Origin of the sequence: Chryseobacterium luquanense (assembly GCF_026460945.1) — a bacterium.
Taxonomy (GTDB): domain Bacteria; phylum Bacteroidota; class Bacteroidia; order Flavobacteriales; family Weeksellaceae; genus Chryseobacterium; species Chryseobacterium luquanense.
This window is the reverse complement of the sequence record NZ_JAOVZV010000001.1, coordinates 669,067-682,752: the sequence shown is the minus strand read 5'-3', so window position 1 is coordinate 682,752 and position 13,686 is coordinate 669,067. Positions and strand designations below refer to the sequence as shown.

Here is a 13,686-nt window from a genome sequence, read left to right as displayed (position 1 = left end):
ACCGATTTTTTTCGGTCTTTTTTGTTTTTATACTCTACGAAACTGAAAATCTGAATTTTATATAATTGTGTTAAAACTAATGTAATTGAATTTTGCTTAAATTTTGAATAAAAAAAATAGTATTTTTGTTGAAAATAGTTTAAAATGTTAAATAGTAGATTACAAAATTTACTTCCGATTTTGATTTTGCTGCTTCTAAGCAATTTTACTTTGTCACAACAGCGGGCAAATGCTAAAAGTGCTATGAAACCAACAAGTCAAAGCATGAAGGTAGGGGCATTTATTGATGTTAATACACCAACGTATGTTGAATCTTCCTATAGTGTAACACAATTGGTGAAAGATGTTCTTATTGCAGGAGGTTCTACTTGTTCTACTGCAAACGTTTCAAATGTATTGGTTTCCCCAAATCTTTCAACTGGTGATGCAACAAGAACATGGGGATTTTTTAATAAGGGAACTACCAATTTTCCTTTTGCGAAAGGTATTGTACTTACAACAGGACATGCCAATAAATCAGGGAATAATTTTCAAGCAGGACAGTTAAGTGATGGAGTTATCACGCAAGGAGACCCAGATTTAGCGGCAGCTTTAGGAATATCAAATAATTTATTGAAAGATGCAACTTATATAGAATTTGATTTCGTTCCTACCTCAACTGAGGTTACATTTAGATATTTATTTGCTTCTGAAGAGTATGAGTCGAATTATCCATGTCAATTTGGAGATGGGTTTGCTTTGCTTTTGAAACCAAATACACCAGGTTCAACCTACACAAACTTAGCAGTTTTACCGGCTGGTGCAGGACCTGTAAGTGTTAGCAATATTCGGCCGGCAAATCAATTCAATGGTAATCCATTAAATTGCGGAGCCCTTAATGCTGCTTATTTTGGAGGATATAATACAAGTTCGATAGAAACTAATTTTAGTGGACGTACAGTTCCGTTAACGGCGAAAGCGACTGTCGTTCCTGGGCAATCTTATCATTTTAAAATGGTTTTAGCGGATTATGATGATCCAGCTTATGATTCAGGAGTGTTTTTAGAGGCAGGTTCATTTGATATCGGTGTACAGATTTTAGGACCTGCAGGAGTTCAGCTTCCTGCCTCAATAAATGTTTGTGATAATGCACCTCAAACTTTTACCGCTTCTACACAAGTTCCTGGAGCGACTTATGTTTGGTATTTAAATAACGGAGTTATCCCTGGAGCAACTTCAGCTTCTTATACAGCAACTTTGCCGGGAGTTTATAAAGTAGAAGTATTAATTCCTGGAAACTCTTGCCCCGGAACAGCGACAGTGACTATCGTTGGTGGAACTTCACCGACAGTTCAAAATGCGACACTTACAAGTTGTTACGCAGCAGGAAATGTTAATTTTAATTTGACGACCGCTCAAAATGCAATAAGTACGACTCCTGGAGTAACGTTTTCTTATTACGTGAATCAAGCGGATGCTAATGCAGGAAATACAAGTACTATTGCAGCTCCTACAACTTATTCAAGTGCAGGAGGTCAAACAATATATGTTTTAGTTAAAAATGGGTTTTGTTCAAAAGTTGCACAGTTGCAATTGGTAAAAGCTCCACCAATAACAGCGACTATTGCCGCTCCAGCTTCTTTGACATGTACAAATCCTCAGATTACGTTAAATGCTTCTGCGTCGGTTTATCCAACAGGTTCTACATTTGCATGGACTACAGTGGGTGGGAATATCGTTTCAGGCGGAAATACATTAAACCCTGTAGTGAATACAGCAGGAACTTATACTTTAACTATCACAAATACTTATCAACCAGGAAATATAGTCTGTACAGCTACTTCCGATGTAAATGTTGTTGGAAACAGTACCCCGCCTACAACCGGGCTTACTGCAAGTAAAATATTGATTTGCTCAGGAGAAACTGTTACTCTTACTGCTTCAGGAGGAGGAACGTACACGTGGACAGGTCTTACAGGTACTGGAAATACCCAAACTGTAACACCAACAGCAACTACAACTTATACGGTTATAGCAACCGGAGCAAATGGTTGTATCTCAAGTGCTCCTGCAACAATTACAATTGAAGTGTCACAACCAATAACTTTACAGAATGCTACTCTTCTAAAATGTTATCAGCAAGGAGGCATTACTTATGATTTAACATCTGCTCAATCTCAGATTACCTCTGTAGGAACTGCAACTTTTGCTTATTACATCAATCAGGCAGATGCAAACGCAGGGAATACAAGTACAATTGGTGCTCCTACAACTTTTTCAAGCGCAGGAAATCAAACAATTTATGTACTTGTAAAAAATGGAGGCTGTAGCTATGTTGTAACTTTACAATTGCAGACAACCGCTGCAACAAATTTAACAATAGCAGCTCCTCAAACGATTACGTGTTCTGTTCCACAGATAACTCTTAATGCTTCCGCATCAACAATTCCAACGGGATCGACAATTTTGTGGACAACAACCGGAGGAACGATTGTTTCAGGAGCTAATACTTTAAATCCTGTTGTAAATGCAGGAGGAACTTATACTCTAACTGTAACAAACGTAACACAACCAGGAAATTTGACATGTACTTTTACAGCTTCTGTAACTGTAGTGCAGGATAAAGTTTTACCAGTTGCAAATTTAGCTTCCACATTCCAGCAAATCTGTCCTGGAGAATCTGTTACATTAACGGCTTCGGGTGGTGCAACTTACAATTGGGGAAATGGTCTTACCGGAAATGGTGCAACTCAAGTAGTTTCTCCGGCAAATAATACAACATACACGGTTTTTGCTGTAGGAGCAAATGGGTGTATTTCTGCTAATCCTGCCTCTATTACTATCGTTGTGGGACCGCCGACTGCTTCTGTTGTTGCTTCTAAATTAAAAATTTGTGCAGGTGAATCAGCTACATTAACGGCGAGCGGAGGATTTACTTACAATTGGGTAGGTCTTACAGGAACAGGTAATACACAAATAGTAACACCGAATGTAACTACAACTTATCAGGTTTTTGCATTAGGTGGAAACGGATGTGTATCGACAACACCTGCGACAATTACAATAGAAGTTGTTCCTGCAATTGTTTCTTCTTTAAAAGATGTGAATGTTTGTGCGGGAGATCCTGCAACATTAGATGCCGGAGCAGGGCCAAACTATACGTATGTTTGGAGTACAGGTGCAACTACACAAACTATTACTACCAATGTTCCGGGGTCTTATTCTGTCACAATAAGCAACGGAACTTGCTCTAGACTGTTTACAGCACAAATTATTAATCCTGATTTACCACAATTTACCAATGTAGTTTTTGATAAAGATATTCTTACTATTTCTACTACAAATCCTTCTGGAGGGGTATTAGAATATTCAATTGATGGCGGTGTTACTTGGCAGGCTTCAAATATATTTTACAGTGTGATGAAAAATACCAATTATAGTTTGGTAGTGAGAGTAGTTGGTGCAAAATGTGGAACTTCATTGCAGTTTTTCACATTCTTGATGAGCAATGCAATTACTCCAAATAATGACGGTGTAAATGATTATATTGACTTTTCTGGAATTAGCAATTACAAAAATTTTGCAGCATCAATTTTTGACAGATATGGAGCCGAATTATTTAAAGCAGATAAGTCAAATATAATGTGGAATGGTTCTCTTAAAGGGATTAATTTACCTACAGGAACTTATTGGTATAGAGTTCAATGGGAAAACCCGGCAAGTAAAAAACTTGAATTGAAATCAGGATGGATACTTCTTAAAAATAGAAATTAATATTTATGATATTTTCTAAAACACGCTTTTCGATTTGAAAGGCGTGTTTTTTTATTATGTTAAAAAGAGAATTATTGATGGAGTATATTTAAAAAACTTTTAAATTTGTTGAAACAAATATTATTATGAAGCGATATTTACTGCTGTATTCATTATTTTTACTCACCACCAATGTTTTTTATGCTCAACAAATTCAATCAAGAAAACCGATTAGAGAAACTAATTTAGCTTCAAAAAAAGCAGGAGCTTATATTGATGTAAATGTTCCTCCATATCCTGCAAGTAATTATACACCTACACAATTAGTTACAGATGTATTGGTAGGTACTTCCGGTTCTTGCGGAACTCCTAATATTTCTAATGTAACAGTGAGCCCAAATCAACCTGTTACAAATAACAACAGATTTTGGGGCTATTTCAATAAAACAACTTCAACTTTTCCTTTTGAAGAAGGGATTATATTAACGACAGGATGGGCAAGAAAGGCAGGTAATGCTCTTGAACCTATTACTTTAAGTGATGGTAATGGTGGAGGAAGTGATGCAGATCTTATCGCAGCTATTGGTGTAAGTACTCAAATTAGTAATGCTGCTATTTTAGAATTTGATTTTGTACCGACAAGTTCACAGATGAAATTCAGATATATTTTTGCTTCTGAGGAATATGAAGGTATTTATCCTTGTCCGCCACTTCAATATGATGATGCTTTTGCTTTATTATTAAAACCTAATACACCGGGTTCTACTTATACGAATTTAGCAATTCTACCGGGAGGTGCAGGACCCGTTTCTGTACCCAATATTTTACCGGCAAGTTTTTCTTGTGGACCAATAAATGCTCAATATTTTGGCTCATTATCTCCCAATGCAACCAATTATAACGGTACTACAGCACCTCTTACTGCTGAAGCGACTGTAATTCCCGGGCAATCTTATCATATTAAGATGGTTGTAGCTGATGCAAGAGACAGTAGCTATGGTTCTGCAGTGTTTTTGGAAGCTGGTTCTTTTGATATTGGAGTAAACTTATTAGATCCTGCAGGGGCTCAATTGCCTGCTGAAATTAATGTATGTGATAATGTACCTCAAGTGATAACGGCATCTACAAGTGGACCAAATTTAAATTACCAATGGTATTTAAATGGAGCTGTAATTCCTAATGCTACTACAAATACAATTACAGCAATACAACCGGGAGATTACAAAATTGAAGTAAGTGTTCCCGGAAATCCTTGTCCTGGGTCGGCAAGTATAAAAATTAATGGAGGTACAACTCCTTTAGCGCAAAATGCTACTTATTTGCTTTGTAGTACTCCGGATGTTACAACTTTTAACTTAAACGGTGCTAAACCATTAATCAGCCCAACGACAACAGCTACATTCCGTTTTTATGAAAACTTGGCAGATGCACAGGCTTTAAATAACAGTTATATCGCAAATATTTCAGATTACAACGGGACAAACGGTCAGATTCTTTATGTACAAGTTTCAGACGGTGGATTCTGTAGTAAATTAATCGAACTCAAATTAGAGAGAGAAGTTACTCCTATTGCAGGTCTTACTTCAAACAGAATAAGAGTTTGTGCAGGTGAAAGTGTAATTTTAAAAGCTACAGGTGGAGTTACTTACGAATGGGTAAATTTCATGGGAAGTGGCGATACACAAACAATACCGGTTTATCAGACAACCACTTTTCAGGTTTATGCTATAGGAGCTAAAGGATGTAGATCTTTTCAGCCTGCAAATGTTACGGTAGAAGTAATTCCGGCAATTACCACTCCTCTATTGGATGTTGAGATGTGTATTGGCGATACTATTGTTCTAGACGCTGGAGCAGCAACAGGTACCGATTATTTATGGAGTACTGGTGCAACTACTCAGACAATTACTGCCACTGAGCTTGGTGTTTACAAAGTTCTTATTAAAAATGCAATTTGCGAAAAAGAATTTACGGTAACCGTTACTGCGGCTGCTTCTCCATATATTACTAACTTAAACTACGAGAATAATACATTAACAGTTACTGCAGAAAATCCTCCTATTAATCATATTCCCGGAGTACTTCAATATTCTATTGATGGTGGAGTTCAATGGCAAGAATCCAATGTTTTCACAGGTCTTTTAGATAATACAAATTATATAGTGAGAGTAAGAATTAAAGGGACAACTTGTTATGGCTCAATAGAATTTTTTACTTTACAAATTAATAACGTTATCACTCCGAATAATGATGGTGTAAATGATGTTTTAGATTTAACATCTTTAGGAGCATTCAAAAACTTTACAGGTTCCATTTATGATAGATACGGTGTTGAGATGTTCAGATTTACTAAAGAAACACCAATCTGGAACGGAACTGTAGGTGGAAAAAGATTACCAACTGCAACGTATTGGTACAAATTCAATTTTGAATACAATAAATCTAAAACTCAGATGAGCAGATCGGGTTGGATTATGTTGAAAAACAGGGAATAATTCTCTATATGAAATAAGAAAAATGCCTTTCAGATTTGAAAGGCATTTTTTATTTATTGATTTTCTTTCCAAAGTTGAGTGAAAGAAATAAAATCTGATACGCTGAGTTCTTCAGCTCTTTTATCTAAAAATTCGTGCGTTTTCAAAGCTTCAGGAATATTTAGAACTTTCAAGGCATTCGATAATTTTTTTCTCCTTTGATTAAATCCTGCTTTTACGATTTGCTTAAAAAGAATTTCATTTCCTGCTAAACCTTCTTTCGGATTTCTTGTAAGTCTGATTACTCCCGATTTTACTTTCGGTGGTGGATTAAAAACATTTTCATGAACGGTGAAAAGATATTTTACATCATAATAAGCCTGAATTAAAACCGTCAATATTCCGTAGTCTTTTGTTCTTGGAATGGCGGCAGTTCTTTCCGCAACTTCTTTTTGGAACATTCCTACCATTTCAGGAATCTGTTTATAATGATCAACAATTTTAAATAGAATCTGTGATGAAATATTGTATGGGAAATTTCCTATAATTGCGATCTGTTCATTTTCTAAACCAGCAAAATCATGCTTCAGAAAATCTCCTACAAAAGTTTCTTCAGTGATTTTTTCGTAATTCTGTTTCAGATATTCAATCGATTCATTATCAATCTCTGCAAGAAATATTTTTTGCTCTTTTTCAATTAAATATTTGGTAAGAACTCCCATTCCGGGACCTACTTCAAGTACGTTTTCATAATTTTCAAAACTTAGTCCGTCAACTATTTTTTTTGCGATATTTTCATCTGTCAAAAAGTGTTGACCGAGATGTTTTTTTGCTTTTACACTCAATGTTTTTTATGATTTTGTTAACAATGATTTTCTATAATTCGTTCCAAATTTCGGAAGATTTTTTCTAATTTAGCCAAAAATTTTAATATTAATGGCTAAATCTGTAGAAGAGTTTAATAAGAAAAGACTTCGGTCCAGCAATATTACAGTCGTGGTAAGTATCGCTTTAGTACTATTTTTGTTAGGATTAATGGGGCTTATTTTAATCAATGCTCAGAAATATTCTGACTATTTAAAAGAGCAATTAGTCGTAAATGCTTATTTCGATGAAAACTACGATGTTAAAGATTCTGCTAAAATAGCAAAACAGGAAGCAGTTGCCGTTGAAGTTATTAAAGCGATGCCGTCGGTAAAACGAACTAAATATATTTCTAAAAAAATGGCTACAGCCGAGGCGAAAAAAAGCTTGGGGATTGATACGGAAGCACTTTTCGAAGAAGATATTTACCCTGCATCTGTAGAAGTTGCTCTTAAAGCAGAATACACAGATTCTACTAAAATTGCAAGTGTTTTAAAAGAGATTAAAGCTGTTCCCGGAATTATAGATGTAAAAAACGATACAGATTCACAGAAAATTTATAATAATTTAAATAAAATCTTAAAATGGATTTTAGCATTCTGTGTATTATTTTTAGTTCTTGCTATTGTTTTAATCAACAACTCAATCAGACTAAAGGTGTTCTCAAAAAGATTTATCATCAAAACAATGCAGCTGGTTGGTGCAAAAAGAAGATTTATTTTAACACCATTTATAAAAGAAGCTCTTATTTTAGGGATTTTAGGTGCTTTAATCGGTCTTTTGGCGCTTTTCGGAATTTGGTATTATTTTACAACTACTATAAAAACACCTTTCGTACAAGATACAAATCAATACATTTGGCTGGTTGTTTCTATCTTTGGATTGGGAATTTTCATTACAATACTAAGTACAATAATTGCAACTTGGAGATTCTTGAGATCTAATGTTGACGATTTATATTATTCTTAAAAATGAGCAAAAAAACAAATAAATTTTCGGCATCAGATTATGGTAACGAAACAAAAGTGTCTGAGGAAAGCAATTTTTATTTCGGTAAAGAGAATTTTAAATGGATGCTGATTGGTCTTGCATGTATCATTGTCGGTTTTCTTTTGATGATGGGACCCGATGCAAACACAGTTGACGGAAAATTAGATCCAAATGTTTGGAATGACGATATTTTTTCCATCAGAAGAATCAGAATTGCACCGTTGCTTGTTGTAATTGGCTTCGTGATTGAAGTGTACGCAATTTTAAAAAGAAAATAGAATTACAATTTTTATTTAAAGATTAAGAAATTTGGGAATTTAGACAGTGTTGCTAAATCTCTGGATTTCTTAGTCTTTTTAATTTTTATTACATAAAATGGATTTAATTAAAGCAATAATTATTGCAATCATAGAAGGTCTTACAGAATATCTACCTATTTCTTCAACCGCTCACATGGGTTTTACCGCAAGTTTGATGGGGTTGGAAGAAACAGAATTTCTTAAAATGTTTCAGGTTTCTATACAGTTTGGGGCAATTTTATCGGTCGTTGTAGCCTATTGGAAAAAGTTTTTTGATCTTAAAAACCTTCAGTTTTATTATAAATTGGCATTTGCTGTAATTCCTGCTTTGGTTTTAGGGTATATTTTTGATGATATGATTGAAGATGTTTTAGGAAATCAGATTGCAATATCCTCAGTTTTAGTTTTAGGTGGAGTGGTTTTACTTTTTGCAGATAAATGGTTTAAAAATCCTGTTATCAATGACGAAAAAGATTTATCAATCAAAAAAGCAATCACTATTGGTTTTTGGCAATGTCTTGCAATGATGCCGGGAACGAGTAGAAGTGCAGCTTCTATTATTGGTGGAATGACGCAAGGATTAAGTAGAAAAGCAGCCGCAGAATTTTCATTCTTTCTGGCAGTTCCTACAATGTTGGCGGTAACGGTGTATTCAGTTTTTGTAAAAACTTGGGGTAAAGGAACACCAAACGAAAGCAAAGGCTACGAAATGATTCTTGAATCTCAGGATCATATCACCATTTTTATTGTTGGAAATATCGTTGCATTTATCGTAGCGCTTATTGCTATCAAAGCATTCATCGGAGTTTTAAATAAATATGGCTTCAAACCTTGGGGATGGTACCGTATTTTTGTGGGGATTGCTTTGTTGATATATTTTTATTGGTTTAAATAACAAATACCAATTACATTTTGGGCAGCTATTTCCGTCTTCCACTCCCACTTTTTTACCTTCGCTTCGCTACGGCAAAAAGAGCTCCGTTCAAGCCGGGCTGCAATCTGGTGTATCATAAAAATATTTGTAATTAATTAAAACTCCAATCATCCAAACTCTAAAAACTCTCCAACCCAAACAATGACAGCTGAAGAACTACAGTCAGGACACATATTTTTATTAGACAAACCTCTGGATTGGACTTCTTTTCAGGCAGTCAATAAAATGAAATATAAACTAAAGCGCGAATTTGATCTTCCGAAAAAATTCAAAATCGGTCACGCCGGAACTTTAGATCCGAGAGCGACAGGATTATTAATTGTCTGCACAGGAAAATTCACCAAAAAAATTCCTGAAATTCAGGATGCTCCCAAAGAATACTGGACGGAAATTAAAATCGGAGTTCAAACCGAATCTTACGACACCGAAAAACCTGAGATTCTTCATCAGGATTTTTCAAATGTCACTGAAGAAGATGTGAAAAATGCTTTAGATAAATTTTTGGGTGAAATAGATCAGAAACCACCCATTTTTTCTGCCATTAAAATTGATGGAGCAAGAGCTTACAATTTGGCGAGAGCAGGAGAGGAAGTTGAAATGAAATCCAGAAAAACTACGATTCATTATATTAAAGATGTCGAAATTAATTTTCCATTAATAAGTTTTACCGTTGGATGTTCAAAAGGAACTTACATCAGAAGTTTAGCACACGATATTGGTCAGGAATTGAATGTTGGAGCATATCTTACGCAGTTGAGAAGAACAAAAATCGGCGATTATAAAATCGAAGATGGTACTTCTGAATTTTTAAATAATGAATATAGATTTGAGAATTATGGTTAAAAATTTATTATTGATTTCATTTTTCTCACTTTCAATAAAAGGCTTTTCTCAGGTAGATAATTCCCAAAAACCAAAAATGAATTTTTATCTAAATCCGACTTTAAATGTTGGATACAATTTAGGAAATCAGATTAAAGACAATCAAAATAAAGATTCACAATATTATCAACAATATATTTCGCCCTACCTGCCAAATAAACTGACGTATGGAATGTCGGTCGTTGGTGGTTACAATTTTCTTTCTAATTTTGCAATTGGTACAGGTTTGAAATACAGCTATATTGATCCTAATTTTCATATGTTATATTGGTTGATTCAGCCAAAATTTATTTTCAATCCGGGAGATGAAGCTTTTTTTATTGATGTTACTTATGGAAAGCAGTTTAATAAATCAGCTGTTTCCAATTCTGATTTTTGGAGTTTGAAGGCAGGTCTTCAGGTTTCTTATTCAAAAAGATTAAGTCAGGAAGGAGGTTTGGTTTTAGAAGGATTTCAACTTGGAAATTCAAGTGCAGTATTTATAGGATTAAGTTATGGAATCATCGTTTTTAGTAATAAGAATTATACAGTAGAAGGAATAGACTAATGGAAAAAACACGTATTAATAAATATCTTTCAGAAGTTGGTTATTGCTCAAGAAGAGCTGCAGATAAGCTTTTGGAAGAAGGCAGAATAAAAATCAACGGTCAGATTCCTGAGCTTGGAACAAAAGTTTCAGATGATGATATAGTGGAAGTTGACGGAAAACCCATTCGTGAATCGGAAGACAAGCCTATTTATATTGCTTTTAATAAACCTGTTGGGATTGTTTGTACTACTGATACAAAACGTGAAATCGATAATATTATAGAATATATTAATCATCCGAAAAGAATTTTCCCGATTGGCAGATTAGATAAACCGAGCGAAGGTCTGATTTTATTAACCAATGACGGTGATATTGTAAACAAAATTCTTCGAGGTAAAAATAACCACGAAAAAGAATATTTGGTGAGAGTAGATAAACCTCTCAATTCAAAGTTTCTTGAAAAAATGCGTAATGGTGTCCCGATTTTAGATACAGTTACCAAAAAATGTGAGGTGGAACGAATTGATGATATGACTTTCCGTATTGTATTAACACAGGGATTGAACAGACAAATTCGTAGAATGTGTGAATTTCTTGGTTATGAGGTTATAAAGTTGAAGCGTATCAGAATAATGAATATTAAACTTGATTTACCTGTTGGAAAATGGCGAGATTTGACAGATAATGAACTTTCAGAGCTTAATAAGTTACTCGATGGCTCTTCTAAAACGTTTGATTAAGAAATTTTAAATTGAATGACAAAAAAATAATGATTTTACTTTTGGAATAGCAATAATTGGAGCATTGCTAGATACTTGTAACTTTTTTATTTATTGGATAGCGATTTCTTACAGCACATCCAATTCGTCTCCGATATAATATAGTCTTTAAATTAATTTAATTTTAAAATTTAAATATTTTCAGAAAACGTGTGCAAATTTGATTTGTCTTTTTTGGAATGATTTGAAAAAGAACAAGTTGAAATAAGACGGATAGTATAAAAAAGTATTGTCATAATTAAATTTTTTCGTACTTTTGCAGTCACTTTTGTGAACGTACTTTCGGCGAAGTAAAACATTATCAATTAACAACTTCCATATTTTTCAGGATTCACAGCAAAGCCAAAGTCTGTAAGAATTGGAATACAAATTTTATTAGAAAATGTCAAAAGAGACAAATTCAGCAGAGGTTATTCTTAACCAAAACGTAGCACCAGAACAATTTGATTGGGATTCTTTCGAATCAGGTCTTGATGCAGATGCGAGAAAAGAAAAAAGTGATCTTGAAGAAATCTATAACGGATCTCTTAGCAGCTTAAATGATAATGATGTTATCATTGGTAAAGTTGTAAGATTAACTGACAAAGAAGCTATCGTAGACATTGATTTCAAATCTGAAGGTGTTATTTCTCTTAACGAATTCCGTTACAACCCAGGCCTAAAAGTAGGTGATGATGTTGAAGTAATGGTTGACAGAAGAGAAGACAAAACAGGACAGTTACAGTTATCTCACAGAAAAGCTAGAACACTTAAAGCTTGGGATAGAGTAAACGAACTTCACGAAACTGGAGAAATCGTTAACGGTTTTGTTAAATCTAGAACTAAAGGAGGTATGATCGTTGACGTACACGGAATCGAAGCATTCTTACCAGGTTCTCAAATCGACGTTAAGCCAATTAAAGATTACGATCAGTTCGTAGGTAAAACTATGGAGTTCAAAGTTGTGAAAATCAACCCTGAGTTCAAAAACGTAGTGGTATCTCACAAAGCATTGATCGAAGCAGATATCGAAGGTCAGAAAAAAGAAATCATCGCTCAGCTTGAAAAAGGTCAGGTTCTTGAAGGTACTGTTAAGAATATTACTTCTTACGGTGTATTCATTGACTTAGGAGGTGTTGATGGATTGATCCACATTACAGACCTTTCTTGGTCTAGAGTGAACCATCCATCTGAAATCCTTGAAGACGGACAGACTGTAAAAGTTGTTATCCTTGATTTTGATGACGAGAAAACAAGAATCCAGTTAGGTATGAAGCAATTAGAAGCTCATCCTTGGGATGCTCTTTCTGCTGACATGAAAGTTGGTGATAAAGTAAAAGGAAAAGTAGTAGTTCTTGCTGACTATGGTGCATTCGTTGAGATTGCTCCAGGTGTGGAAGGATTAATTCACGTTTCTGAAATGTCTTGGTCTACTCACTTGAGAAGCGCAGGAGATTTCGTAAAAGTAGGTGACGAAGTGGAAGCTGAAGTACTTACTCTTGACAGAGAAGACAGAAAAATCTCTTTAGGTATGAAACAATTATCTAAAGATCCATGGGAAAATATCGAAGCTAAGTATCCAGTAGGTTCTCAACATGTTGGAACTGTAAGAAACTTTACAAACTTTGGTGTATTCGTAGAATTGGAAGAAGGTATCGATGGATTAATCTATATTTCTGATCTTTCTTGGACTAAGAAAATCAAGCATCCATCAGAATTCTGTGCAGTTGGTGATAAATTAGATGTTGTAGTTCTAGAATTAGACATCCAGGCTAGAAGATTATCTCTAGGTCACAAACAACTTCAAGAAAACCCATGGGATAAATTTGAAACTAAATATGCTGAAGGAACTGTACACGCTGGAAAAGCTGTAGAAGTACACGATAAAGGTGCTTCTGTACAATTCGAAGATGCTGAAGTTGAAGCTTTCTGCCCATCAAGATTATTAGAGAAGGAAGACGGATCTAAAATCAAAAAAGGTGAAGATGCTCAATTTAAAGTAATCGAATTCAACAAAGAATTCAAAAGAGTAGTAGTATCTCATACTGGTATTTTTAGAGACGAAGAGAAGAAAAACGTAAGAGAATCTTCTAACAACAATAGATCTAACAATACATCTTCTTCAAACAACGAAGAAAGATCGACTCTTGGAGATATCGATGCTTTAGCAGAATTGAAAAAGAAAATGGAAGGAGGTAAATAATCCACCAATCATTTCTATCTA

At 34.6% G+C, this 13,686-nt stretch carries 10 protein-coding genes; 9 read left to right on the top strand and 1 reads right to left on the bottom strand.

Annotation, left to right across the window (positions count from 1 at the left end; all coding sequences use genetic code 11):
- Positions 1–243: 243 nt before the first annotated feature.
- Together OEA66_RS03140 and OEA66_RS03135 are read left to right on the top strand one after the other, a co-directional pair.
- Positions 244–3,753: a choice-of-anchor L domain-containing protein gene (locus OEA66_RS03140; protein WP_267279990.1), complete on the top strand. Its 3,510-nt coding sequence runs from the start codon at positions 244–246 to the stop codon at positions 3,751–3,753.
- 125 nt (positions 3,754–3,878) lie between these two features.
- Positions 3,879–6,227 carry a choice-of-anchor L domain-containing protein gene (locus tag OEA66_RS03135; RefSeq protein WP_267279989.1) on the top strand — a complete coding sequence of 783 codons (2,349 nt, stop codon included), beginning with the start codon at positions 3,879–3,881 and terminating at the stop codon, positions 6,225–6,227.
- A 53-nt stretch (positions 6,228–6,280) separates the two neighbouring features.
- On the opposite strand, the gene rsmA is transcribed toward OEA66_RS03135, so the two are convergent.
- Positions 6,281–7,051, bottom strand: a complete 771-nt coding sequence (gene rsmA / locus OEA66_RS03130; RefSeq protein ID WP_267279988.1) for a 16S rRNA (adenine(1518)-N(6)/adenine(1519)-N(6))-dimethyltransferase RsmA — start codon at positions 7,049–7,051, stop codon at positions 6,281–6,283.
- 91 nt (positions 7,052–7,142) lie between these two features.
- Between rsmA and OEA66_RS03125 the strand changes: the two genes are divergently transcribed.
- The 7 genes from OEA66_RS03125 to rpsA all read left to right on the top strand — a co-directional run bounded on the left by OEA66_RS03125 (position 7,143) and on the right by rpsA (position 13,665).
- Complete coding sequence (locus OEA66_RS03125) at positions 7,143–8,039, top strand: cell division protein FtsX (protein WP_267279987.1); 897 nt, start codon at positions 7,143–7,145, stop codon at positions 8,037–8,039.
- Between the two features lie 2 nt (positions 8,040–8,041).
- Positions 8,042–8,338: a DUF3098 domain-containing protein gene (locus tag OEA66_RS03120; RefSeq protein WP_267279986.1), complete on the top strand. Its 297-nt coding sequence runs from the start codon at positions 8,042–8,044 to the stop codon at positions 8,336–8,338.
- A 97-nt stretch (positions 8,339–8,435) separates the two neighbouring features.
- Positions 8,436–9,254: an undecaprenyl-diphosphate phosphatase gene (locus tag OEA66_RS03115; RefSeq protein WP_267279985.1), complete on the top strand. Its 819-nt coding sequence runs from the start codon at positions 8,436–8,438 to the stop codon at positions 9,252–9,254.
- Between the two features lie 180 nt (positions 9,255–9,434).
- Positions 9,435–10,136: a tRNA pseudouridine(55) synthase TruB gene (gene truB, locus OEA66_RS03110; protein WP_267279984.1), complete on the top strand. Its 702-nt coding sequence runs from the start codon at positions 9,435–9,437 to the stop codon at positions 10,134–10,136.
- Positions 10,137–10,212: 76 nt separating this feature from the next.
- The gene (locus tag OEA66_RS03105) at positions 10,213–10,722 is read left to right on the top strand and encodes a hypothetical protein (protein WP_267279983.1); all 510 of its coding nucleotides are present in this window, start codon (positions 10,213–10,215) and stop codon (positions 10,720–10,722) included.
- Positions 10,722–11,444, top strand: a complete 723-nt coding sequence (gene rluF / locus OEA66_RS03100; RefSeq protein WP_267279982.1) for a 23S rRNA pseudouridine(2604) synthase RluF — start codon at positions 10,722–10,724, stop codon at positions 11,442–11,444. The genes OEA66_RS03105 and rluF overlap by 1 nt, the downstream gene beginning before the upstream one ends.
- Positions 11,445–11,865: 421 nt before the next feature.
- The gene (rpsA, locus tag OEA66_RS03095) at positions 11,866–13,665 is read left to right on the top strand and encodes a 30S ribosomal protein S1 (protein ID WP_267279981.1); all 1,800 of its coding nucleotides are present in this window, start codon (positions 11,866–11,868) and stop codon (positions 13,663–13,665) included.
- The last annotated feature ends 21 nt before the right edge of the window (positions 13,666–13,686 follow it).